General features: G+C 72.5%; 19 protein-coding genes. 13 read left to right on the top strand and 6 right to left on the bottom strand.

The features are described 5' to 3' along the window. Window positions 1–70 precede the first annotated feature (70 nt). Window positions 71–1,486 carry a S8 family peptidase gene (locus BLW76_RS36325; protein WP_091316190.1) on the bottom strand — a complete coding sequence of 472 codons (1,416 nt, stop codon included), beginning with the start codon at window positions 1,484–1,486 and terminating at the stop codon, window positions 71–73. 545 nt (window positions 1,487–2,031) lie between these two features. On the opposite strand from BLW76_RS36325, the gene BLW76_RS36320 reads away from it, so the two are divergent. The 5 genes from BLW76_RS36320 to proB all read left to right on the top strand — a co-directional run bounded on the left by BLW76_RS36320 (window position 2,032) and on the right by proB (window position 8,498). Continuing rightward, window positions 2,032–5,049 carry a translation initiation factor IF-2 N-terminal domain-containing protein gene (locus BLW76_RS36320; protein ID WP_091316188.1) on the top strand — a complete coding sequence of 1,006 codons (3,018 nt, stop codon included), beginning with the start codon at window positions 2,032–2,034 and terminating at the stop codon, window positions 5,047–5,049. Window positions 5,050–5,214: 165 nt separating this feature from the next. Further along, complete coding sequence (rplU, locus tag BLW76_RS36315; RefSeq protein ID WP_043777828.1) at window positions 5,215–5,529, top strand: 50S ribosomal protein L21; 315 nt, start codon at window positions 5,215–5,217, stop codon at window positions 5,527–5,529. 42 nt (window positions 5,530–5,571) lie between these two features. After that, a complete protein-coding gene (rpmA, locus tag BLW76_RS36310) occupies window positions 5,572–5,829 on the top strand; it encodes a 50S ribosomal protein L27 (RefSeq protein WP_086846674.1) in 258 nt (85 codons plus the stop codon). A 105-nt stretch (window positions 5,830–5,934) separates the two neighbouring features. Next, window positions 5,935–7,392 (top strand): GTPase ObgE, encoded by a 1,458-nt coding sequence (gene obgE / locus BLW76_RS36305; RefSeq protein ID WP_091316187.1) that lies wholly within the window; start codon window positions 5,935–5,937, stop codon window positions 7,390–7,392. After that, window positions 7,389–8,498, top strand: coding sequence for a glutamate 5-kinase (gene proB / locus BLW76_RS36300; protein ID WP_091316185.1), 1,110 nt, complete (start codon window positions 7,389–7,391; stop codon window positions 8,496–8,498). Before obgE ends, proB begins: the two co-directional genes overlap by 4 nt. Window positions 8,499–8,726: 228 nt before the next feature. Here proB and BLW76_RS36295 read toward each other — a convergent pair whose 3' ends face one another. Next, window positions 8,727–9,440, bottom strand: coding sequence for an SDR family oxidoreductase (locus BLW76_RS36295; protein ID WP_091316183.1), 714 nt, complete (start codon window positions 9,438–9,440; stop codon window positions 8,727–8,729). 60 nt (window positions 9,441–9,500) lie between these two features. Between BLW76_RS36295 and BLW76_RS36290 the strand changes: the two genes are divergently transcribed. Further along, window positions 9,501–10,073, top strand: a complete 573-nt coding sequence (locus tag BLW76_RS36290; RefSeq protein WP_091316182.1) for a TetR/AcrR family transcriptional regulator — start codon at window positions 9,501–9,503, stop codon at window positions 10,071–10,073. Here BLW76_RS36290 and argS read toward each other — a convergent pair. From argS to BLW76_RS36275, 3 genes are all read right to left on the bottom strand, one after another. Next, a complete protein-coding gene (gene argS / locus BLW76_RS36285; RefSeq protein ID WP_091316180.1) occupies window positions 10,070–11,794 on the bottom strand; it encodes an arginine--tRNA ligase in 1,725 nt (574 codons plus the stop codon). The two genes, BLW76_RS36290 and argS, sit on opposite strands and share 4 nt — an antisense overlap. A gap of 70 nt (window positions 11,795–11,864) precedes the next feature. After that, window positions 11,865–13,148 (bottom strand): MFS transporter, encoded by a 1,284-nt coding sequence (locus tag BLW76_RS36280; protein ID WP_091316179.1) that lies wholly within the window; start codon window positions 13,146–13,148, stop codon window positions 11,865–11,867. Window positions 13,149–13,245: 97 nt separating this feature from the next. After that, entirely contained in the window at window positions 13,246–15,357 is a 2,112-nt protein-coding gene (locus BLW76_RS36275; protein WP_091316178.1) for a RecQ family ATP-dependent DNA helicase, read from the bottom strand. A gap of 197 nt (window positions 15,358–15,554) precedes the next feature. Between BLW76_RS36275 and nadD the strand changes: the two genes are divergently transcribed. From nadD to BLW76_RS36240, 7 genes are all read left to right on the top strand, one after another. Then, window positions 15,555–16,124: a nicotinate-nucleotide adenylyltransferase gene (gene nadD / locus BLW76_RS36270; protein ID WP_244170713.1), complete on the top strand. Its 570-nt coding sequence runs from the start codon at window positions 15,555–15,557 to the stop codon at window positions 16,122–16,124. Between the two features lie 60 nt (window positions 16,125–16,184). After that, window positions 16,185–16,580 (top strand): ribosome silencing factor, encoded by a 396-nt coding sequence (rsfS, locus tag BLW76_RS36265; RefSeq protein WP_091316176.1) that lies wholly within the window; start codon window positions 16,185–16,187, stop codon window positions 16,578–16,580. Beyond that, the gene (locus tag BLW76_RS36260; RefSeq protein WP_091316175.1) at window positions 16,577–17,191 is read left to right on the top strand and encodes a histidine phosphatase family protein; all 615 of its coding nucleotides are present in this window, start codon (window positions 16,577–16,579) and stop codon (window positions 17,189–17,191) included. Before rsfS ends, BLW76_RS36260 begins: the two co-directional genes overlap by 4 nt. A 3-nt stretch (window positions 17,192–17,194) precedes the next feature. Continuing rightward, a complete protein-coding gene (gene octT, locus BLW76_RS36255) occupies window positions 17,195–17,923 on the top strand; it encodes a diglucosylglycerate octanoyltransferase (protein ID WP_091316174.1) in 729 nt (242 codons plus the stop codon). A 4-nt stretch (window positions 17,924–17,927) separates the two neighbouring features. Continuing rightward, window positions 17,928–18,779 carry a DegV family protein gene (locus BLW76_RS36250; RefSeq protein ID WP_091316173.1) on the top strand — a complete coding sequence of 284 codons (852 nt, stop codon included), beginning with the start codon at window positions 17,928–17,930 and terminating at the stop codon, window positions 18,777–18,779. 129 nt (window positions 18,780–18,908) lie between these two features. Then, window positions 18,909–19,616 (top strand): ComEA family DNA-binding protein, encoded by a 708-nt coding sequence (locus tag BLW76_RS36245; RefSeq protein WP_091316172.1) that lies wholly within the window; start codon window positions 18,909–18,911, stop codon window positions 19,614–19,616. A gap of 154 nt (window positions 19,617–19,770) precedes the next feature. Continuing rightward, window positions 19,771–22,152 (top strand): ComEC/Rec2 family competence protein, encoded by a 2,382-nt coding sequence (locus BLW76_RS36240; protein WP_091316171.1) that lies wholly within the window; start codon window positions 19,771–19,773, stop codon window positions 22,150–22,152. On the opposite strand, the gene thrC is transcribed toward BLW76_RS36240, so the two are convergent. After that, window positions 22,153–23,418, bottom strand: a complete 1,266-nt coding sequence (gene thrC, locus BLW76_RS36235; RefSeq protein ID WP_091316170.1) for a threonine synthase — start codon at window positions 23,416–23,418, stop codon at window positions 22,153–22,155. Between the last annotated feature and the right edge of the window lie 4 nt (window positions 23,419–23,422).

The raw sequence follows: 23,422 nt of genomic DNA, 5'->3' as shown, positions 1-23,422 counted from the left end.
AGATCGGCCCCGAATCACGCGAGATCCGGCTTCCCGCCCGAGCCGCCCGAGCCGCCCGAGCCGGCAGGGCTCAGCGGGCCTGGTCGGGCCGCCCACCCGGCACGGCGGCCGGCTCCGGAACACGCACCATCCCGTGCCCGTAGAACCCGTTGTACCCCTCGTACCCCGCGCAGTACGCGTCCTGCAGCCCGTCCCCGGTCAGGTCGTAGTCGGCCGGGCACGGCATCGGCGTCGCCTGCGCCTCCAGGGTCCGCCGCAGCTGGCGCGGGCCGGCCTTCTCCGAGCCGGACGCCAGCAGCGCCAGCACCCCGGTGACGTGCGGTGCCGCCATCGACGTCCCGCACAGCGGCGCGTAGCCGCCCGGCACCGTCGACAGCACGCACTCGCCGGTCTCCCCACCCGGCGCCGTGACGTCGATCACGCCGAGCCCGTACGAGCTGTACCCCGCCTTCACCCGGTCGGCGCCGACGGCCGACACCGCGACGACGTCCCGCAGCCCGGCCGGCAGGGCCTCGCAGCCGGTGCCCGCCCCGCCGGATCCCGAACGCGCCGACGGCGTCAGGTCGACGGCCTCGTTGGTCGCCGCCGCCACGTTCAACGTCCCCGCCGACGTGCTGTACTCGACCGCGCGGGCCAGCACCTCGTGCACCACGCCGCGGTCGCTGCCGCGGATGCACGACAGCGACCACGGGTTGACGAAGTAGCTGCTGTTCGTCAGCCGCATGTGCCGGGCGGCCGCCCACATCAGGCCGCACACCGCGGCCTCCGGGTCGGCGTAGCCGCGGTCGTCGATCACCTTCACCGACGCCACTCGCACCCCGGGCGCCACACCGGTCACCCCGCGCCCGTCGTCGGCCGCCGCGATGATGCCCGCCACGTGCGTGCCGTGCACCGACGTCGTCGGCGCCCAGGCCGACGGCGAACGGTCGGGAGCGCCGGTCAGGCAGCCGGCGGAGTCGGCCGGGTCCAGCGCGTCGGCGAGGTCCGGGTGGTCGGGGTCGATCCCGGAGTCGAGCACGCCGACGACGACGTCACGTTGCCCGGCCTGGCCTTCGCCGGCGCCGATCATCCGCATGTCCCACTGCTGCCCGCCCAGGTCCACCGGCGGCACCTCCGCCGGATCGGTCGGGGGCAGCGTCCGCCGCGCGGGCTGCGGCTTCACGTCGGCGGCGCGCTGCGCGGCCAGCCGCTCGGCCTGCGCGCTGAACGCCCGGTCGAGCCCGATCCGCCCGCCGAACCCCGGGTCGCCGGAGGTGGCGACGGCGACGGCGATCTGCGGGTAGTAGACGGTGGTGGCGCCGCAGGCGTCCGCGATCTCGGAGCGGGCGCCGGCCTCGGGGGTGCCGCGGTCGAAGGTGACGACGTAGCGGAGGGCCCGGCCGTGGGCGCAGGCGGTGTCGGCCGCCGCCGGACCGGCGGTGACGCATCCCGAAAGCACCAGGACGGTGCACACGGCCGCCCGCAGCGGCCGCGCCAGCAGGGACACCGGACCTCCCACCGGATGCAGGGACCGCGGGTGCCGGCCCGCGAGATCCCGGTCACCCCGAGCCGCACGGTAGCCACCCCGTGCCCGGCGGACAAGCGCTGCGGCGAAGTTCCCCCGGCCGTGGGGTGGATGGGGACCGTACGGCGCGCCCGGGTGCCTGCGGGAGGTACCGAGTACACCGGAGTGGTCACCCGGTGTGGGATACTCGGGGTGGCCGCTGGGCCGCGGGGCGCACGTGAGAGGTGCTGCCTGCGGCGTTGTGGCCCGGTGATGTGCGTGGACTCCCGCGACGCGCGTCGCCGCCCGCGAACCGGGCGGCTGGACGACGTGGCGGGCGGCCCGGGGGCCGCGAGTGCCTTATGCACGCCGCCGAGCAGACCTTTGACCGGGTTGCGTCCCATCGGCAGCGGTGGTGCGCCCGGTCGTCGGGCAAGGATTCCCGCCGCTGGTGACCACCACGGCGGCAACGATCAGAAAGGGGCCCCTGCGCGGCCGCGTCCCTGCCGGTGCGAACCGGCAGACGCGCCCGGGGGCGGAGGAGACACATGTCGAACGCGGAAACACCCGCCGAGCACACCGGCGGGAATCCCGCCACACCCACGAGCGGCCCGCTGGCCGACCTGCCCGCCCGGATCCGGGTGCACGCGCTGGCCAAGCTGCTCGAGTCGCACAGCCGGGACGTCCTCGCGAAGCTCGCCGAGCTGGGCGAAAGCGTGCGCAGCGCGCAGTCGAGCGTCACCAGGGACGTGGCGCTGAAGGTGGCCGAGGCCTTCGCGCCCGGTGAGACCGAAGACACGACGACCGAGCCGGAGACCCCGGCGGCCCAGGCGCCGGTGGAGACCCGGCCGCCGGTGCCCGAGGTGCCGGTCGCCGCGGCCCCGGTCGCCGAGGCCCCGGTCGTCGAGGACGAGAAGCCGCGGCCGCGCCAGAAGACCCGCGCGCACCTGCCGGTGTTCGCCGCGCCGTCGCCGGTCTTCCTGCCGCCGGAGCCCGCCGAGCGGGCGGCCAAGCCGGTCCGCAAGCCCGCCGACCCGTTCGCGGAGCCGCCGTCGCGCCCCGAGCCCGAGGTCGCCGAGGAAGAGGCCGAAGACACCACACCGGACACCGGCGCCGACGAAGACGGCGAGGACGGTGGCAGCCGCCGTCGGCGCCGCCGTGGCCGTCGCGGCCGTGGCCGGGGCAAGGGCGCCGAGGGCGGCGACGAGACCGCCGAAACCGAGGACGACCAGGCCGAGGAGCAGCAGCCGCGCCGCCGTGGCCGCAACGGTGACGACAAGGCCGGCGAAAAGCCCGAAGCGGACACCGAAGAGGCCGAGGACGCCGCCGACTCGGCTGAGTCGTCTTCGGAGCCCGAGAGCGACGCCGACGCCGAAGAGGGCGAAGGCGGCAGCCGTCGTCGCCGCCGCCGTCGTCGCCGCAAGGGCTCGGACGGCGACGAGGCCGAGAGCACCGACGACCCGCCCAACACCGTCACGCACGTCCGCCAGGCGAAGGCCGAGCAGCCCGAGCGCCCGGCGCGCGACGAGGTGCGCAGCGTCCGCGGGTCGACCCGGCTGGAGGCCAAGCGCCAGCGCCGCCGCGACGGCCGCGAGGCGGGCCGCCGCCGCGCCCCGATCCTGTCCGAGGCCGAGTTCCTGGCCCGGCGCGAGTCGGTCGAGCGCACGATGGTCGTCGCCGAACACGGCGACTCCACCCAGATCGCGGTGCTCGAGGACGGCGTCCTCGTCGAGCACTTCGTCACGCAGTCGGGCTCCGGCTCGATCGTCGGCAACGTCTACCTCGGCCGCGTCCAGAACGTGCTGCCGAGCATGGAGGCCGCGTTTATCGACATCGGCCGCGGCCGCAACGCCGTGCTGTACGCCGGCGAGGTCGACTGGGACGCCGCCGGCCTGGAGGGCAAGGCCCGCAAGATCGAGCAGGCGCTGTCCACCGGCGACTCCGTGCTGGTCCAGGTCACCAAGGACCCGGTCGGGCACAAGGGCGCCCGGCTCACCACGCAGATCTCGCTGCCCGGCCGCTTCCTGGTGTACGTCCCCGCGGGCGGCGCCACCGGCATCTCCCGCAAGCTGCCGGAAAACGAGCGCCGCCGGCTCAAGGACATCCTCAAGCGGATCGTCCCCGAGGACGCGGGTGTGATCATCCGCACCGCCTCCGAGGGCATCGGCGAGGAGGAGCTGGGCCGCGACGTCGACCGCCTGAAGGCGCAGTGGGACGTCATCAAGGAGAAGGCCGCCGCCGGTTCCGGCAAGAAGGGCGGCGCGCCGACCATGCTCTACGAAGAGCCCGACCTGCTGGTCAAGGTCGTGCGTGACCTCTTCACCGAGGACTTCACCAAGCTGGAGATCCAGGGCAACCGGTCCTGGGAGACGATCAACGGCTACGTCAGCCACGTCGCGCCGGAGCTCACCGAGCGCCTCAAGCGCTACACCGGCACCGGCAGCGCGTTCGCCGACCACCGGATCGACGAGCAGATCACCAAGGCGCTCGACCGGAAGGTCTGGCTGCCCAGCGGCGGTTACCTGGTCATCGACCGCACCGAGGCGATGACGGTCATCGACGTCAACACCGGCAAGTTCACTGGTTCGGGTGGCAACCTCGAGGAGACGGTGACCCGCAACAACCTGGAGTCGGCGGAGGAGATCGTCCGCCAGCTCCGGCTGCGGGACATCGGCGGCATCATCGTCATCGACTTCATCGACATGGTGCTCGAGTCCAACCGCGAGCTGGTGCTGCGCCGCCTCACCGAGTGCCTCGGCCGCGACCGCACGCGCCACCAGGTCGCCGAGGTCACCTCGCTCGGCCTCGTGCAGATGACCCGCAAGAAGATCGGCACCGGCCTGCTGGAGGCGTTCTCGACGCCGTGCGAGCACTGCAAGGGCCGCGGCGTCGTCGTCTCGACCGAGCCGCAGCGCACCAGCGGCGCCGGGCAGAACCACGGCGGCAACGGCGGTGGCAACGGCGGCGGTGGCACCAGCGGCGGCGCGGAGAAGAGCTCCCGCCGGTCGCGGGGCCGCGGCAAGGGCGAGGAGGCCGCCAAGGAGCAGGCCGAAGCCGCCAAGAGCGAGGTCCACGCGGTCCCGCCGCCCGAGAAGCGCGAGTCGATCGCCTCCGCCGTGGCGGCGATGGCGAACGCCTCGAAGGCCGCCAAGGAGCACGACCACGGCGCGCTGAACGGCAACGGGCCCGCCCGCGAGGTCGCGGACGTCCCGGCGACCACGGAGGCCGACGAGACGCCGGTCACGGCCGAGCCGCCCGCCGAGCCCGCCGTGGAGGTCGCCGGCGCCCCGGTGACCACCGAGGCCGACGAGGTGCCGGTCCCGCAGGACGAGGAGCTCGAGGTCGAGCGATCCGCAGCCCCGGAACCGGCGGAGGAGCCGGTCACGGCGGCCTTGTCTCCGGAGGCCGTGTCTCCGGCGGCCGCGTCTTCGGAGGCCGCCGAGCCGGTCGCCGAGCCCGAGGTCAGCGTGCCCGAACCCGCCGTGCGCTCCGCCCGGCGCCGTCCGCGCCGGGCGGCGTCGCGGCCGGCGGGCCCGCCGGTGCACGCCTCCGACCAGAGCAAGTGAACAACTAGGGGGACCCCGGTGGTAACGCACCGGGGCACCCCACGTAACCTGTAGTACGGCCTGCCACCAGAGCAGGTCGCCTGCGCGAGTCCAGGACCGCCGTTCCACAAGGTGGGCCGATCGCGCGGAGCCCCCACCCATTGTCGAGTAATGCAGGAGACTTCCGTGTCGGCGTACGCGATCGTCAAGACCGGCGGCAAGCAGTACAAGGTGGCCGTCGGCGACGTGGTCGAGGTCGAGAAGCTCGAGGGCAAGCCGGGCACCGAGCACATCCTCCCCGCCGTTCTGTACGTCGACGGTGGCGAGGTCACCACGGACGCCGACGCGTTGGCGAAGGTCTCGGTCACCGGCAAGGTCGTCGAGCAGACCAAGGGTCCGAAGATCCGGATCCACAAGTTCAAGAACAAGACGGGCTACCACAAGCGCCAGGGTCACCGGCAGAAGCTGACCCGCGTCGAGGTCACCGCCATCTCCCTGTAAGGGTTTCTCCGGATCTTCGTAAGACTGAAAGAGGACTGAGCTATGGCTCACAAGAAGGGTGCGTCCAGCTCCCGCAACGGTCGTGACTCGAACGCGCAGCGCCTCGGCGTCAAGCGCTTCGGCGGCCAGGAAGTCAACGCCGGCGAGATCCTGATCCGCCAGCGCGGCACCAAGTTCCACCCCGGCGTGAACGTCGGCCGTGGCGGCGACGACACGCTGTTCGCCCTGGCCGCCGGCGCGGTCCAGTTCGGCGAGAAGCGTGGCCGCAAGACGGTCAACATCGTGCCGTCGGAAGCCTGATTTCGGCTTCTGTCTAGACCTCTGACGAGGGGTGGGGCCGGAATATCCGGTGCCACCCCTCGTTTGTTTTGTGTAACCCCTGCTCGCGAGTGAAAGAGGCAAGTCATGGCGTCCCGGTTCGTGGACCGCGCGGTCATCCACCTGACCGCCGGTGACGGGGGCAACGGCTGTGCCTCGGTGCACCGCGAGAAGTTCAAGCCCCTCGGCGGCCCCGACGGCGGCAACGGCGGCAACGGCGGCGACGTCCTGCTGGTCGTCGACCCGAACGTCCACACCCTGCTCGACTTCCACTTCCGCCCGCACGCCAAGGCCGGCAACGGCAAGATGGGCCAGGGCAGCAACCGCGCGGGCGCGGCGGGGGAGACCCTGGTCATGAAGGTGCCGTCCGGCACCGTCGTGTTCACCGAAGACGGCGAGATGGTCGCCGACCTGATCGGCCCGGGCACCACGTTCGTCGCCGCCCAGGGCGGCCGCGGCGGCCTGGGCAACGCGGCGCTGGCGTCGAAGGCCCGCAAGGCCCCCGGGTTCGCGCTGCTGGGCGAGCCGGGTGAGGCCCGGAGCCTGACGCTGGAGCTGCGCTCGGTCGCCGACGTCGGCCTGCTGGGCTTCCCGTCCGCAGGCAAGTCGTCGCTGATCTCGGTGCTGTCCGCGGCCAAGCCGAAGATCGCCGACTACCCGTTCACCACGCTGGTGCCGAACCTCGGCGTCATCACCGGCGGCGACACGGTGTTCACGATGGCCGACGTGCCCGGCCTCATCCCCGGCGCGTCCGAGGGCAAGGGCCTGGGCCTCGACTTCCTCCGCCACATCGAGCGCTGCGCGGTGCTGGTCCACGTCGTCGACTGCGCGACGCTGGAGCCCGGCCGCGACCCGGTGTCCGATGTGGACGCTCTGGAGGAGGAGCTCGCGAAGTACACGCCGAGCCTCGGCGGGAAGCTCGAAGAACGGCCGCGCGTCGTCGTCCTCAACAAGATCGACGTCCCGGAGGCGGCCGAGCTCGCCGAGTTCGTCCGTCCCGACTTCGAGGCTCGCGGCCTGCAGGTCTTCGAGGTCTCGACGGCGTCGCGCAAGGGCCTGCGGGAGCTGACGTTCGCGCTGGCCGCGATCGTCGAGAAGTACCGCGAGGCGCAGCCGGTGCTGGAGCCGGAGAAGATCGTCCTGCGGCCGCTCGCCGTCGACGACTCCGGCTTCACCGTCGAGGTCGACCCGGAGGAAGAGGGTGCGTTCATCATCCGCGGCGCGCGCCCGGAGCGGTGGATCCGCCAGACCGACTTCGGCAACGACGAGGCCGTCGGCTACCTCGCCGACCGGCTCAACCGCCTCGGCGTCGAGGACGAGCTGGCGAAACTCGGCGCGAAGCCCGGCAGCCCGGTCACGATCGGCGACGTCCAGTTCGAGTGGGAGCCGTCGACACCGTCGGTGGCGGTCCACCTGTCCGGGCGTGGCACCGACGTCCGGCTGGAGCGCACCGACCGGATCGGCGCCACCGAGCGCAAGGAAGCCCGCCGGATCCGGCGCGAAGGCACGGGCGAGTTCGAGGACGACCTGGACGTCGAGGAGTGAGCGGCACGCGCGAAGCCATCGCTGCCGCGCGGCGGCTGGTGGTCAAGGTCGGCTCGTCGGCGCTGACGACGGCGGGCAGCGGGCTCGACGTGGCCCGGCTCGACGCGCTGGTCGACGCGATCGCCGAGCGCGTCGCCCGGGAGACCCAGATCGTCCTGGTGTCCTCGGGCGCGATCGGCGCCGGCCTGGCCCCGCTCTCGCTGGGCAAGCGCCCGCGCGACCTCGCGACCCAGCAGGCGGCGGCGAGCGTCGGGCAGCTGGCGCTGGCGCACGCGTACGCCGAGTCGTTCGGGCGGTACTCGCTGACGGTCGGACAGGTGCTGCTCACGTCGGACGACGTCGTCCGCCGGTCGCACTATCGCAACGCGCAGCGGACGTTCTCGCGGCTGCTGGCGCTGGGTGCGGTCCCGGTCGTCAACGAGAACGACACGGTGGCGACCGAGGAAATCCGCTTCGGCGACAACGACCGCCTGGCAGCGTTGGTGGCCCACCTGATCGGCGCGGACGCGCTGGTCCTGCTGTCCGATGTGGACGGCCTGTACGACGGCGACCCGCGCGGCGGCGCGACCCGCAAGCTGACTGAGGTGCTGTCCGAGTCCGACGTGGATGGTATATCGGTCGGCATGTCCAGCTCCGGCCTGGGAACGGGCGGCATGGTGTCGAAGCTCGCGGCCGCCCGCACGGCGGCGGGCGCGGGCATCCCGGTGCTGCTGGCAGCGGCGTCGGAAGCCTCGGCGGCATTGACGTCGGCGTCCCCGGGCACGGCGTTCGCCCCGGCGGACACCCGCCTGTCGGCCCGCCGCTTCTGGCTGGGCTACGCAGCGGACACGACAGGCAAGCTCCGCCTCGACGACGGCGCGGTGACAGCGGTGGTCCGCCGCCGCAGGTCCCTCCTGGCGGCGGGAATCACCGGCGTGGACGGCGAGTTCCAGGCGGGCGACGTGGTCGACCTGGTCGACGCGAAGGACCGCCCGGTGGCCCGCGGAGTGGTCGCCTTCGACGCAACGGAACTCCCGGAGCTGATCGGCCGTTCAACCCCGGAGCTCCCGGAGGAGCAACGCCGCGAGGTAGTCCACGCCGACGACCTGGTCCCCCTCCGCCCCTGACCCCCGGGTCGCCGTGTCGACCCCCCAATCACACGTGTCGCCCCCTCAATCACGCGAGATCCGCCTGCAATCACGCGAGTTGCGCCTCCAGTCACGCGAGGCCCGCCTCTGATCACGCGAGTCGCGCCTTCAGTCACGCGAGATCCGCCCTCAACCACGCGAGATCGCCGCGGATCACGGGTGATACCGCCGTTGGCTGGCGCTCTCGGCAGAGAGCGCCAGCCATGCTCAGCCCAACGAGACCAGCCGCGCCCCGCCATCGGCCTCGAAGACCGTGCCGGTCAGGTTCCGGTTCGTCGCCGCCAGCGTCACCACCTCCGCCACGTCGTCCGCGGTCGCGACTCGGCGAGCCGGGATCGAAGCCGCCGTCTGCGCGAAGAACCCCTCCCGCATTTCCGCCGGGAAGCCGTTCCACCACGCCGTGTCGACCACGCCCGGCGACACCGCGTTGACCCGCCTCGGCGCCAGCTCGACCGCCAGCGGCTTGACCAGCGCCTCGATCGCCGCGTTCAGTGCGCCGATCCCCGCCGTGCCGGCCATGGCCGCGCGGGCCGTGATCGCGCTGAGCAGCGTGATCGAGCCGTCCGCTGCCAGGTGCGGCAGCACCGCCTGGATCGTCGTCAGGTGCGCCCAGAACTTCGCGTCGAACGCCCGCCGCAGCATCGCGAGGTCCAGCGACTCGATCGGCCCCATTCCTTCGGTGCCGGACAGGCTCACCACCAGGACGTCGACCGTCCCGAGCGACTCCGCCAGCGCGGCCATGGCCGTGGCGTCGCCGCCGTCGGCCTGGTGCCCGGTCAGCTCCGGGTCGCTCAGCGCGATGTCGTCCAGGCGCTCCTTGCCGCGGCCGGTGACGTGGACGTCGTATCCCCGCTGCTGCAGCCGTCGCGCGGTCGCCAGGCCGATGCCCGAAGTGCCGCCGGCCACGAGAGCGATGCTCATCTTGTTCCTCATTTCGAACCGGTACGTCTCGTTTCGAAATCGACGCTACCATCGGATCCCATGACCGACCAGTCCCGCCCCGGCCGCAAGCGCAGCGAGCAGAGCCGGCAGGCCATCCTCGCCGCGACGCTCGAACTGGTCGCCGACGCCGGCTACGGCGCGCTGACCATCGAAGGCATCGCCGCGCGTTCGGGCGTCGGCAAGCAGACGATCTACCGCTGGTGGCCGTCGAAGGCCGACGTTCTGCTCGACGCGCTCGCGACCAAGGCCGACCTGCAGATCCCCGTCCCCGACGCCGGCTCGTTCCGCGCCGACCTGGCGGGCTTCCTCAAGAGCACGTTCGAGCTGGGCGGCAAATCCCCGGTCGCGGACACGCTCCGGGCGCTGATGGCCCAGGCCCAGATCGACCCGGACTTCGGCAAACGGTTCCGCGAAGACTTCCTGTTCCGCCGCCGCGACGCGCTCGCCACGCTCGTCGACCGCGCCCGCGAGCGCGGCGAACTCCCGGCCGGCGTGGCGCCCGGCACGGTGATCGACGTCGTGTTCGGGACGCTCTGGTACCGGCTCCTCGCGACGCGCGAACCGGTCGACCGCGGCCTCGCGGACGAACTGGTGACGCTGCTGGCCCCCTAAAGCCGTTCGGGTGCTTCGATACCGAGCAGTTCGAGTCCGAGGACGAGTGTCTGTGACGTCAGCGCGGTCAACCTCAGCCGCGACGCACGCAACGCCGGCGAAGGCGCCTTCAGTACCGGACATTTCTCGAAGAACTGCGAGAAAGCGACCGCAGTCTCGTACAGGTACGTACAGAGCTTGTGCGGCGCGTAGGCGTTCGTCGCCGCTGTGAGTGCTTCGCCGAACTGGAGCAGCTTCAACGCCAACGCCCGTTCCGCCGGTGCTTCGAGCAGTACGTCGGTGCCGCCGGGCAGCCCGCCCGCCTTGCGGAGGATCGACTGCGTCCGCGCGTGCGCGTACTGCAGGTACACCGAGGTGTTGCCCTCCTTGGCCAGCATGCGGTCCCACGCGAAGACGTAGTCGCGCTCGCGGTCACCGGACAGGTCCGCGTACTTGACCGCGCCGATGCCGACGGCCCGCGCGACTTCGGCCTGTTCCGCCGCGTCGAGCTCACTGCGTTCGGCGACGACTGCGGCTGCCTGCGTCACGGCTTCGGTGAGCAGGTCGGCCAGCTTGACGGTCTCGCCGGCCCGGGTTCGCATGGTCTTGCCGTCCGCGCCGAGAACCGTGCCGAAGCCGACGTGCTCGGCGTGCCCGGTGAGCCAGCCCGCCGCGCGGCAGGTGGCGAACAGCATCGCGAAGTGCTGCGCCTGCGGCGTGCCGACGACGTAGAGCAAGTCGGTCGCGCCGCGTTCGGCCGTCCAGTACCGGACGGTCGCGAGGTCCGTGGCGGCGTACCCGTAGCCGCCGTCGCGCTTGCGGACGATCAGCGGCAGCCGGTCGCCCTCGCGGTTGCGGAAGCCTTCGGGGAACACGCAGATGGCACCGTCGCTGACTTCCGTCAGGCCGGCTTCCTCGAGGTCGTCGACGACCGCGGCGAGGTACGGATTGTAGAAGCTTTCGCCGTAGATGTCCTTGTCCGTCAAGGAAATCCCGAGCAGAGCGTAGACCTCGTTGAAGTGCCGGGTCGACTCGTCGACGAGCTCCTGCCAGACGGCGAGGGTGTCTTCGTCGCCGCTCTGCAGCTTGACGACGCGCGTGCGCGCCCGCGTCGCGAACGCTTCGTCGCTGTCGAACTTCCGGCGTGCTTCGCGGTAGAAGGCGTCGAGGTCGGCGATCGCGTGGTGCCCGCCGGAGACGTCGAGGAGGTGTTCGATGAGCATGCCGAACGGCGTGCCCCAGTCGCCGAGGTGGTTGTGCGGCAGGACGTCGTGGCCGGCGAACCGCAGCAGGCGGGCAAGCGCGTCGCCGATCACGGACGAGCGCAGGTGCCCGACGTGCATTTCCTTGGCGACGTTGGGACTGCTGTAGTCGAGCGCGATCCGCCGGGGCGCGGTGGTCGCCGGCACGCCGAGACGCGGATCGCCGAGCAGCGCGCCGGCGCGCGCCGCGAGCCATCCCGTGCGCAGCACGAAGTTGAGGAAGCCCGGCCCGGCGACTTCCGGCTGCTCGGCGATCCCGTCGAGCTCCAGTGCCCCGGCGATCGCCTCGGCGACGTCGCGCGGCGGCCGGCCGAGCCGCTTGCCGAGGCGCATCGCGAGGTTGGCCTGGTAGTCGACGCCTTCGCGCGGCGACACCTGGACCAGCGCCTGTTCCGGCGTCAGTTCGATGTCGAGCGCCCGGCCGGCGGCGGTCACCACGCGGCGCGCCAGCTCCTCGGTAACGTCGGCGGTCTGCTGCACGGTGTCCCTCCTTCGGCTCGGTCACGGAAGCCCGCAGCGTAGCGAGCGTGACCGGCCGATGACGAAGGGTTTACCGCAGCTCGCTGCCCTTGGTCTCGGGCAGCGTGAGGATGACGGCGAACGCGATCGCGGCGCCCACGGCGACGTACCAGAAGTAGAGCGTCTGCGACACGGCACCGAACAGCGTGATGAGCAGGGGAGCGGTGCCGCCGAAGATCGCGACGGTCAGGTTGTACCAGGCCCCGATGCCGAGTCCGCGCAGTTCGGTCGGGAACAGCTCGCTCATGATGGCCGGCGCGATCGACGTCATCGCCGTGTACAACCCGAGCCCGACGCAGAACACCACGAGCAGCCCGCCGATCCCGGGACCGATCAAAGTGGACAGCGGTACCACGACGACCGCGGTCGCCCCGGACCACACGAGCAGCTGCGGCTTCCGGCCGAACCGGTCCGACAACGCGCCGAGCGGGTACTGCAGCGCGATGAACAACGCCGTGCCGACCGAAAGCGCGAGGAAGACGGCGTCCGCGTCGGCGTGCCGGTTCTTCACCGCGAACGACGTGAGCGCGCTGAAGAACGTGTAGTAGCAAAGCGTCGACAGCATGGTGAAGCCGACGAGCCTGCCGACGGCCTTCGGGTGGTGCGTCAGCGTGGTCAGCAGCGGCCGCTCGATCTTCCGCGCCTTGGTCTTCGTCTGCTCGAACAGCTCGGTTTCGGCGAGGCTGCGGCGCAGCCACAGCCCAACCAGGCCGAAGACGCCGCCCAGCAGGAACGGCAGCCGCCAGCCCCACGCCGTGAGCTGCGCCTTGTCGAGCGTGCGGGCCAGGACGAAGCCGAGCACGGTCGCGACCAGCACCGCCGAGCCGGTCGAGATGTAGAAGAACGCCGAGTACCGGCCGCGACGCGCGGGCGGCGCGATCTCGCCCAGGTAGGCCGACGCGTTCGACACCTCGCCGCCGAGCGACAGCCCCTGCGCGACGCGCGCGAGCAGCAGCAGGATCGGCGCCAGCCAGCCGACCTGCGCGAACGTCGGCAGCAGCCCGATCGCCACCGACCCGCCCGCCATGAGCAGGATGGTGAGGATCATGGCGGGTTTCCGGCCGCGGGTGTCGGCGAACCGGCCGAGCAGAACGCCGCCGAGCGGCCGGAAGAAGAACGCGAGCGCGTACGTGGCGAAGGTGTTGATCAGCGCGAGGGTGTCGTTCCCGGCGGGGAAGAACGCACCGGCGAAGTAGATGCTGAACGTCGCGTAGATCGTCCAGTCGAACCACTCCAGCGCGTTGCCGGCGCTCGCCGCGAACAGCTTGCGCACCGGCAGCCGGTGGCGCTGCTCCTGCACGGTGGACTCGGTCATGGCGGCCTCCCGTCACCCGAAGGTGGAACGGGACTTTGCCACATTCCTTCGCAGTGCGAAAGATCCTGACTGTCTCCTCTCCCCGTCGTCCTCTTCCTCAGGCTGTGCTGGCCAGCGCGAACGGCAGCACCGCCGGCGCTCCGGCCCGCCGCAGCAGTCGCGCGGCCAGCGTCATCGTCCAGCCGGTGTCGATGACGTCGTCCACCAGCAGCACCGGCCCGGACGGCAGTGTCTCCGCGAGGTCGGCAGGCATGCTCATCCGCCGCCACAGGTCGGCCAGCCGTTGGGCGCTGTTCGCCTGGCGTGGTGGTGGTCCCTCGGCGTCGAGCGCGCCCAGGAAGTCCAGCCTGCCGATCTCGGCCAGCCGGGTGGCGAGGCTGTACACGAGCTGTGGCCGCGTCGACGACGGCACCGCGACGACCGCCACCGGCCGTTGTGCCCACTGCCAGCCGGCGAGCACCTGGACGCAGGCCTTGAACACCGAGTCCGGCACTTCGGCGTCTTGCGCCTGTGGTCCCACGAGCTCCCGCAGCCGGTTGCCCCACCCGACGTCGGTGAGCCGCCCGAGCACCTGGCCCGGCTCGGCCTGGTCGTCGGCCGAGATCCGCCCGGACACCGGGACGTCCAAAGAGGACATGCCGGTCGGCCACTGCTTCCGCGGCGCGACCTCGACACCGGGCCGCTGCAGGCGTTCGCGGGTCGCTTCGGCGACGTCTTCGGCCACCGTCGTGTCCCAGTGCTGCCCGGTGCAGTTGTCGCACCGCCCGCACGGCGTCGCCTCGGGGTCGTCGAGCTGGCGCCGCAGGTACTCCATCCGGCAGCCACTGGTCGCGAGGTAGCCGAGCATCGCCTCCTGCTCGCGGTCGCGCGCCTCCGCGACCCGCCGGTACCGCCCGCGGTCGTACTGCCATTCCTCGCCGGTGCTCGTCCAGCCGCCCTTCACCCGCCGGACCGCGCCGTCGACGTCCAGCACCTTGAGCACCATTTCCAGCCGGGACCGGGAAAGCTCGACCGACGGCTCGAGTGCGGCTGTCGACAGTGGACGGTCGGCGTACGCGAGGGTGTTCAGCACCTGCGTCACCCGCAGTTCGTCCGGGAAGGCCAGCGACCCGAAGTACGCCCAGATCGCCTTGTCCTCCTCGCCGGGCAGCAGCACGACCTCCGCGCGCTCCACGCCACGCCCGGCGCGGCCGACCTGCTGGTAGTAGGCGATCGGCGACGACGGCGCGCCGAGGTGCACGACGAACCCGAGGTCCGGCTTGTCGAACCCCATGCCCAGCGCGGACGTCGCGACCAAGGCCTTGACGCGGTTGCCCAGGAGGTCGTCCTCGGCCGCCTGCCGGTCGGCCGGGTCGGTCTTGCCGGTGTAGGCCGCCACCGGGTAACCGCGGTCCTTCAGCAGCGACGCGACGTCATGCGCCGCCGCGACGGTGAGGCCGTAGATGATGCCGGACCCCGGCAGTTCGGCCAGGTGCTCCGCGAGCCAGGCCAGCCGCGCCTGCGACGTCGGCAGCCGGCACACCGACAGCCGCAGGCTTTCCCGGTCGAGGCTGCCGCGCAGCACCAGCGTGTCCGCGCCGGTGCCGAGGCCCAGCTGCTCGGCGACGTCGGTGACCACGCGGTCGTTCGCGGTCGCCGTGGTCGCCAGCACCGGCACGCCCTCCGGGAGGTCGCCCAGCAGCGTGCGCAGCCGCCGGTAGTCCGGCCGGAAGTCGTGGCCCCAGTCCGAAATGCAGTGTGCCTCGTCGACCACCAGCAGCCCGGTGCTCGCGGTCAGCTTCGGCAGCACGTTGTCGCGGAAGTCCGGGTTGTTCAGCCGTTCGGGGCTGACCAGCAGGACGTCCACCTCGCCGGCCGCGACCGACGCCTGGACCTGGTCCCACTCCTGGGGATTCGCGGAGTTCATCGTGGCCGCGTGGATCCCGGCCCGCGCCGCGGCCGAGATCTGGTTGCGCATCAGTGCCAGCAGTGGCGAGACGATGACCGTCGGCCCGCTGCCCTGCTCGCGCAGCAAGGCCGTGGCCAGGAAGTACACGGCCGACTTGCCCCACCCGGTGCGCTGCACGACCAGCGCGCGGCGCCGCTGCGCGACCAAGGCCTCGATGGCCGTCCATTGGTCTTCGCGCAGCTTCGCCGCGTCGCCGGCCAATGCCCGGAGGAGGGTCTCGGCGCGGTCGCGGAGGGCTGAGGTGGTGCTGGTCGTGTCCACGTCCCCACGTCTACCCCATGACACCGACAGAACGGGAATCGGCGGCGCCGCGAACGGAGAGTTTGCGACCGAAACCGACTGTAATGTGACTCAGATCACAGGTTTTACCCGGTCGGGCGGGGTGGCGAAGAGCACCCGGCCCGGCGGCGCCCGGCCTTATAGGCTCTTCGCTCATGTCACCACGGCGGATCGGGGTCATGGGCGGCACCTTCGACCCCGTGCACCACGGCCACCTCGTCGCGGCCAGCGAGGTCCAGTCCCGGTTCGGGCTCGACGAGGTGATCTTCGTCCCGACGGGGCAGCCGTGGCAGAAGACGAGCCGCGAGGTGACCAAGGCCGAGGACCGCTACCTGATGACGGTGATCGCGACCGCGTCCAACCCGGTCTTCTCCGTCAGCCGCGTCGACATCGACCGCGGCGGCCCGACCTACACCGTCGACACCCTGCGCGACCTGCACGCCGAGTACCCCGAAGACGAGCTGTTCTTCATCACCGGCGCCGACGCGCTCGAACAGATCCTGACCTGGCACAAGGCCGACGAGCTGTTCGACTTCGCGCACTTCATCGGCGTCACGCGGCCCGGCTACCGGCTCAACTCCCACCACCTGCCCAGCGGCAAGGTGAGCCTCGTCGAGGTCACCGCGATGGCCATTTCGTCCACCGGCTGCCGTGATCGCGTCCGGCGCGGGGAGCCGGTCTGGTACCTCGTGCCCGACGGCGTCGTCCGCTACATCGCCAAGAAGGACCTGTACCGGAAGAGCGACTGAACCACTGTCGGTGCCTGCGGGTACCCTTCTCGGGCGAACCCGATCTGGAAAAGGAGCACCGTGGCAGCCACGTCCGAGGCTCGAGAGCTGGCCGTAGCGGCCGCCCACGCGGCGGCGGACAAGAAGGCCAGCGACGTCGTCGTGCTGGACGTGTCCGAACAGCTCGTCATCACCGACGCCTTCGTCATCGCCTCCGCGTCCAACGAGCGCCTGGTCGGCGCCATCGTCGACAACGTCGAGGAGAAACTGCGGGAGAGCGGCCACAAGCCGGTCCGCCGCGAAGGTGCCCGCGAAGGGCGCTGGGTGCTGCTCGACTACGTCGACGTCGTCGTGCACGTCCAGCACGTCGAAGAGCGCAGCTTCTACGGCCTCGAACGCCTGTGGAAGGACTGCCCGCGCATCGAGGTGGCCGGACTCGAGGAGCCACCCGCCGACGAGGACCCGGACGTCCCGTGAGCCCGCGGCGGCTGGTGCTCTGGCGACACGGCGAGACGGACTACAACGCCGCCGGGCGGATGCAGGGTCACCTCGACTCGGCGCTGACCCCGCGCGGCTGGAACCAGGCCCGGTTCGCGGTGCCCGCGCTGGCCCGCTTCTCCCCGGACCTCGTCATCGCCTCCGACCTGCGCCGGGCCACCGACACCGCCACCGTGCTCACCGACGCCATCGGCGTCCCGCTGCGGATCGACAAGCGGCTGCGCGAGACGCACCTCGGTGAATGGCAGGGGCGCACCGGCGAGGAGGTCGACCAGGCCTACCCCGGTGAACGCGACCGCTGGCGCACCGACGCGACCTGGGCCCCGCCGGGCGGCGAGAGCCGGGTCGACGTCGCCGACCGCGCGGTCGAGGTCGTCACGGACCTGCAGCAGGCCAACTCCGCGGTGGGCGACACCGTGCTGCTCGCCGCGCACGGCGGGCTGATCATCGCGCTGACCGCGCGGCTGCTCGACCTGCCGGTCGAGACCTGGCCGTCGCTCGGCGGGATCTCCAACTGCCACTGGGTCGAACTGGGCCGTCGCGACGGGAAGTGGCGGCTGCACGCCTACAATGCGGGGATGCACGGCTAGCCGATGGGGCCGCGCCTGCTGGTGTTCGGCGATTCGCTGAGCTTTCACGGTCCCGAAGGACCCTGCGCCGCCGACGAGCCGCGGCTGTGGCCCAACGTGGCCGCTGTGGCGTTGGGGGGCACCGCCGACCTGGTCGCCGGGATCGGCTGGAACGCCAGGGACGTCTGGTGGTCGCTGACCGGCGACCCGCGCGTCTGGGCCGACCTGCACCACGTCGACGCGGTCGTGCTGGCGATCGGCAGCATGGACACGCTGCCGTCGCCGTTGCCGACCTACCTGCGCACCGGCCTGCGCTACCTGCGGCCCGACCCGGTGCGGCGCGTCGTGCGCAAGGCCTACCTCGCGGCCCAACCGCGGCTGGCGGTGGCGCTGCGCGGGCGGCCCGCGGTCCTGCCGGCCAAGCTCACCGTGCAGTACCTCGACACGGCGGTGGGCGCGCTGCGCGTCCTGCGGCCCGAGCTGCCGATCTTCGGCTGGCTGCCGTCGGTCCACCGCGCCGCGGCCTACGGCGGCGTGCACACCGCGCGCCCGGCCGCGGCGGCGGCGATGGCGGCCTGGAGCGCGCGCGCCGGAGTTCCGTTGCTGGACCTCGAAGCCGTCGTGGGGGAGCACGTGCTCAGCGGCGCGGGCAATCCGGACGGGATGCACTGGGGCTGGCCGGGGCACGCCGCGGTGGGCGAGGCGATGTCCGTGTTGCTGGCGCCGGCGCTGGCCCCCGGCCACGTAGGCTGACGGCGTGTCGGTCGCCGTAGTCACGGATTCCACCGCCCACCTGCCGGAGGGCTTCGCCGAACGGCACGCGGTCCGGGTGGTGCCCCTGCACGTCCTGGTCGACGGCGTGGTTTCCCTCGACGGCATCGAGACCGGGCCGGCGGCGGTCGCCGAGGCGATGAAGGCGCGCAAGATCGTCACGACTTCCCGGCCGACCCCGACCGAGTTCGTGAAGGAGTACCAGGCCGCGTTCGCCGATGGTGCGGACGCGATCGTGTCGGTGCACCTGTCGCGCGAGCTGTCGGGCACCTGGGAGGCGGCGGTGCTCGCGGCCCAGGAGGTGGGGCCGGACCGGGTCCGCGTCGTCGACTCGCGGACCACCGCGATGGGGCTGGGTTTCGCCGCGCTGCACGCCGCTTCGGCCGCCTCCGACGGCGCCTCGGCGGCCGACGTCGAGGCCGCCGCGGTGACAGCGGCCGGCTGCTCGTCGACGTTGTTCGTCGTGGAAACCCTGGACCACCTGCGCCGCGGCGGCCGGATCGGCCCGGCGGCGGCGCTGCTGGGCACGGCACTGGCCGTGAAGCCGGTGCTGCACATGTCCGACGGCCGGATCCTGCCGCTGGAGAAGGTCCGCACGATGAACCGCGCGGTCGCGCGGCTGGTCGAGCTCGCGGCCCAGGCAGCGGCCGGGCACGACGTCGAACTCGCCGTCCACCACCTCGCGTCGCCGGAACGGGCGGTCGAGCTGGCGAACCGGCTCGAAGAAGCCGTGCCGCGGTCGGCCGGCTGCGTGGTCTCCGAGCTGGGCGCGGTGATCGGGGCGCACACCGGACCCGGAGTACTGGGCGTGGTCGTCCAGCGGACGGTCCCGCGCTAGCACCCGGGTACGACAAAAACGCCTCGTCCCGGGCCTGGCCGCGGCAATCCATCCACAACACCCCGGTTGTCCACAGGAAGCGGCGGCACCCCTGTCGGACCCCTCCCCGCGAGCCCTAACGTCGATCGTGTGTTCGAGCAGACCGCCCGTGATCCGGGCTCTCCCGTCAACGACCGGCTCGCCTGGCTGGCCGACCAGCTCTCGCCCGACGCGAGCACGGTCGGCCCGGGCGGTCGGCTGATCCGGCGCTGGCTGCCGGCCGGAGCCGGCCGCCGCCGGTGGGCACTGGCCGGCGTCCTCGCGGCGGTCGTGGTGATCGTCCTCGCCGCGGTCACCCTGGCTGGCAGCCGTCCGGCGCCCGAGTCACCGCCCGCGCTGCCCAGCGCGAAACCGGCGGTGGAAGCACGCGCGGCGCCTCCGGCGGGCCTCGTGGTCAGCGTGATCGGCCGCGTCCGTTCCCCGGGGCTGATCACCGTGCCCCAGGGATCCCGGGTGGCGGACGTGCTGCGCGCGGCCGGCGGACCCGAGCCGGGCGCGGACCTGGCAGCACTGAACCTGGCCCGCAAGGTGACGGACGGCGAGCAGCTGGCGGTCGGCATCCCCGCGGCGGCGCCACCGGACCCCGAGGCTCCGCCGGGCGGCGGAAAACTCGACCTCAACTCGGCAACGGTGGCCCAGCTGGACACCCTCCCCGGAGTCGGCGAGGTGATGGCCAAGCGCATCGTCCAGTGGCGCACCGACCACGGCGCTTTCACCAAGGTCGAGCAACTGCGCGAAATCGATGGCATCGGAGAAAGCAAGTTCCAGCGAATGAGGGAGAAGGTGACGGTCGGATGAGCCCCCTTTCCCTGGCCGCTGCCCGGCATTGCCTGCGGCTTGCGGGAGCAGGTGACGGCCCCATGACCACTCCTCCCGTAGCCGACACCGGGTTACTCCCGCCAGGCGCCGTCGGCAAGCCCGCATCAGCCCGCCCGCGCGAGGTGACCCCCACATGACCTCCCTCCCCACAACCGACACCCGTCAGGACATGCGCTTGCTCCCCGCGACATCCGCGTGCTGGCTGGCGGCCCTGGCCGGCCTGCTCCTCGGCTGGTGGACGGCCGTCGCAGCCGGGCTCGCCTCGGCTGTGCTCGCCGCGCTGGTGCTGTGGCGAGCCCGCGGCCGTCCCCGTGCGCGCGACGCGGCGGCAGCCCTCCTGGTCCTGGGCCTCCTCACCGCAGGCCCGGTCGCCTGGCGGATCCGCGACGCGCAGCGTGACGAACTGCGTGCCCCAGCGGCGGAAGGCCTGCCGGCGGCATTGCGCGTCGTCGTCGCCGAACGCCCGAAGCCGGTGCGCAGCGCGGGGTACGCCGACCGGCAGGCCGGCGCCCGCTCGGTCGTGCTGGCCGCCGACGTGCGCACGGCATCGGTCGACGGACGGCCGGTCCCGTCGTCCGGCCGCGTCCTGCTGCTGGCGCCGGTCGCGCACTGGGCCCCGCTGCTGCCGGGACAGGAGGTCACCGCGACCGGTCTGCTGATGCCGCCGCGCGGTGCGGACCTGACCGTGGCCGTCCTGTCGGTACGCGGCCCGCCGGTGGATCCCGGCCCGGCACCGTGGTGGCAGCGGGCTTCGGCCGGGCTGCGCGCGGGCCTGCACGACCTGTGCCAGGTCCTGCCGGAGGAACCGGCGGGCCTGCTCCCGGGCCTGGTGCTGGGCGACACGAGCGCGTTGTCCCCTCGCGTCGAGCAGGAATTCGTCTCCGCCGGTCTCGCGCACCTCACCGCGGTCAGCGGCGGGAACCTCGCGGTGGTCTGCGGAGCGGTGCTGCTCCTGCTGCGCCTCCTCCGGCTCGGGCCCCGGCTGTCGGCCGCGGCGGCCGGGACGTGCCTGGCCGGCTTCCTCGTCCTGGTCGGCCCGGAGCCGAGCGTGCTGCGTGCGGGCGTCATGGCGGCCGTGGCGTTGCTGGCACTGGCGCTGGGACGGCGGGGTTCGGCGCTGCCCGCGCTGGCCTTCGCGGTGTGCCTCCTGGTGGTGTCGGATCCCGCGATGGCCACGGACTTCGGGTTCGCCCTGTCGGTGTGCGCCACCGGCGGCCTGGTGCTGCTCGCGCCGCGCTGGGCCGGCGCGCTGGTGCGTCGCGGGATCCCGCCGGGGTTCGCGGAGGGCTTGGCGGTCCCGCTGGCGGCTTTCCTGGTGACGGCGCCGGTGCTGGCCGGCATGGCGGGGTCGGTGAGCCTGGTTTCGGTGCTGACCAACGTCCTCGCCGCGCCCGTCGTCGCCCCGGCGACGGTGCTTGGTGTGCTGGCGACGGTCACCGGCCCGTGGTGGCCGGGCGCCGGGAAGGTCCTGGTGCACCTGGCCGACCCGGAGGCCGAGTGGCTGATCACGGTCGCCCGGCACGGCGCGCGGGCACCGGGCGCGGTCATCGCCTGGCCCGGTGGCTGGCTGGGCGGGCTCCTCGCCGCGGCCGTGCTGGGCGTGCTGGTGCTGGCGGCCCGGCATCGGTGCCTGCGGGTGTTGATGGCGGCGGTCGTCGCCGGTGCGCTGCTGGTGTTCGTGCCGGTCCGGGTGCTGGCGCCGGCGTGGCCGCCGCGGAACTGGGCGATGGTCGAGTGCGACGTCGGCCAGGGCGACGCGGTCGTGCTGGCGACCGCCGAACCGGGCCGGGCGGTCGTCGTGGACGCCGGACCGGAGCCGGGCCCGGTCGACGAGTGCCTGCACCGGCTCGGGATCGACCGGATCCCGCTGCTGGTGCTGAGCCACCTGCACGCCGACCACATCGGTGGCCTCACCTCGGTGTTCGACGGCCGCGCGGTCGGCGCGATCGCCGTCGGCCCCGGGCGGTCACCGGGGTGGGCGTGGCGCCAGGTCGCCGCCGAGGCAGCCCGGCGGGCGGTGCCGTTGGTAGAGCTCAACCCGGGCGAGCGGCTCGGCTGGCCGGGCCTGGCGCTCGACGTCCTGGGCCCGCGGTACGTCCCGGCGCGGCAGACGGATCCACAGGACGGCACGACGATCAACAACAGCTCGGTGGTGCTCCGCGCGGAGACCACGGCGGGCCGGGTCCTGCTGACCGGCGACGTCGAACTGGCCGCGCAGGCGGATCTGCTGGCCGACATCGGAAATCTGACGGCGGAGGTGTTGAAGGTGCCCCACCACGGCAGCCGCTACTCGCTGCCTTCGTTCCTCGCGGCGGTGGCTCCGCGGGTGGCGTTGGTCAGCGTGGGTGCGGGGAACACGTACGGCCACCCGAGTAAGTCCACAATGGACACGCTGGGGGCGCTCGGCGCGCTGGTCGCCCGGACCGACGTGGACGGCGACACCGCGGTGGTCGGCGAGCGGGCGGCCCCGGCGATCGTTCGCCGGGGCGAGCCGCGTGGCCCGCCCCGGCGGTGATCAGTAGCCGAGCGCCTCGTTCACCGCGGCCGCGGACGGCGGCAGCGTCGCCTTCGGGCCCACGTGGTTCTCGATGGCGTCGAGGGTCTTGAGGCCGTCGCCGGTGATCAGCAGGACGGTCTCGGCGTCCGGGTCCAGCTTGCCCGTCTCGACCAGCTTCTTCGCCGTGGCGACGGTGACCCCGCCCGCCGTCTCGGTGAAGATGCCTTCGGTGCGGGCCAGCAGGCGGATGCCCTCGACGACCTCTTCGTCGGAGACGTCCTCGATCGCGCCGCCGGTGCGGTTGACGATGTCGAGCACGTACGGGCCGTCGGCCGGGTTGCCGATCGCCAGCGAGCGGGCGATGGTGTCCGGCTTCACCGGCTGGACCACGTCGTGGCCTTCGCGGAACGCGGCCGACACCGGCGAGCAGCCGGTGGCCTGCGCGCCGAACACCTTGTACGGGCTGGCGTCCACGAGACCGAGCTGACCCAGCTCGCGGAAACCCTTGTCCACCTTGGTCAGCTGCGAACCGGAGGCGATCGGCACGACGATCTGCGGCGGGATGCGCCAGCCGAGCTGCTCGGCGACCTCGAAGGCCAGCGTCTTCGAGCCCTCCGAGTAGTACGGCCGGACGTTCACGTTGACGAACGCCCACTTCGGGTGCTCACCCGCGAGCTCGGTGGCGAGGCGGTTGACGTCGTCGTAGTTGCCGTCGATGGCGAGGAGGTCGCCGTCGTACACCGCGGTGGTGAGGATCTTGGCGCGCTCGAGGGTCTTCGGGATCAGCACGACCGACCGCCAGCCGGCACGGGCCGCCGCGGCGGCCGTCGCGTTGGCCAGGTTGCCGGTCGACGGACACGCGAGCACCTCGAAGCCGAACTCGCGGGCCGCGGCCAGGGCGACGGCGACGACGCGGTCCTTGAACGAGTGCGTCGGGTTGCCGGTGTCGTCCTTGACCCACACGCGCTTGAGGCCGAGTTCCTTGGCGAGGCGGTCGGCGCGCACCAGCCGCGTCGCACCCGGCTCGGTGTTCGGGATCTCTTCGACGTTGGACGGAACAGGAAGGAGTTTCTTGTAGCGCCAGATGTTCTTGGGGCCGGCCTCGATGTCTTCGCGGCGGACGCGGCCGAAGTCGTAGGCGACCTCGAGCGGCGAGAAGTCTTCGGCGGAGACGAATTCCGGAGCGAGCGGCTGCCGGTGGCCCTCTTCCTTCGACACCAGTTCGACGGCCGGGCCCAGATCCGGGGTCTTCGTGGTGGAGGTCGTGCCGAGGGTGGCGGTCATCGCG

Source organism: Amycolatopsis tolypomycina (assembly GCF_900105945.1).
Lineage (GTDB): Bacteria > Actinomycetota > Actinomycetes > Mycobacteriales > Pseudonocardiaceae > Amycolatopsis > Amycolatopsis tolypomycina.
This window is presented reverse-complemented; position numbering and strand designations above follow the sequence as displayed.

What these genes read in the sequence shown, in the direction of transcription:
- BLW76_RS36320 (WP_091316188.1), top strand. Translation starts at nt 2,032, where the DNA reads ATGTCGAACGCGGAAACACCCGCCGAGCACACCGGCGGGAATCCCGCC.
- rpmA (WP_086846674.1), top strand. Translation starts at nt 5,572, where the DNA reads ATGGCTCACAAGAAGGGTGCGTCCAGCTCCCGCAACGGTCGTGACTCG.
- obgE (WP_091316187.1), top strand. Translation starts at nt 5,935, where the DNA reads ATGGCGTCCCGGTTCGTGGACCGCGCGGTCATCCACCTGACCGCCGGT.
- BLW76_RS36295 (WP_091316183.1), bottom strand. Translation starts at nt 9,440, where the DNA reads ATGAGCATCGCTCTCGTGGCCGGCGGCACTTCGGGCATCGGCCTGGCG.
- BLW76_RS36290 (WP_091316182.1), top strand. Translation starts at nt 9,501, where the DNA reads ATGACCGACCAGTCCCGCCCCGGCCGCAAGCGCAGCGAGCAGAGCCGG.
- BLW76_RS36280 (WP_091316179.1), bottom strand. Translation starts at nt 13,148, where the DNA reads ATGACCGAGTCCACCGTGCAGGAGCAGCGCCACCGGCTGCCGGTGCGC.
- nadD (WP_244170713.1), top strand. Translation starts at nt 15,555, where the DNA reads ATGGGCGGCACCTTCGACCCCGTGCACCACGGCCACCTCGTCGCGGCC.
- octT (WP_091316174.1), top strand. Translation starts at nt 17,195, where the DNA reads ATGGGGCCGCGCCTGCTGGTGTTCGGCGATTCGCTGAGCTTTCACGGT.
- BLW76_RS36240 (WP_091316171.1), top strand. Translation starts at nt 19,771, where the DNA reads ATGACCTCCCTCCCCACAACCGACACCCGTCAGGACATGCGCTTGCTC.
- thrC (WP_091316170.1), bottom strand. Translation starts at nt 23,418, where the DNA reads ATGACCGCCACCCTCGGCACGACCTCCACCACGAAGACCCCGGATCTG.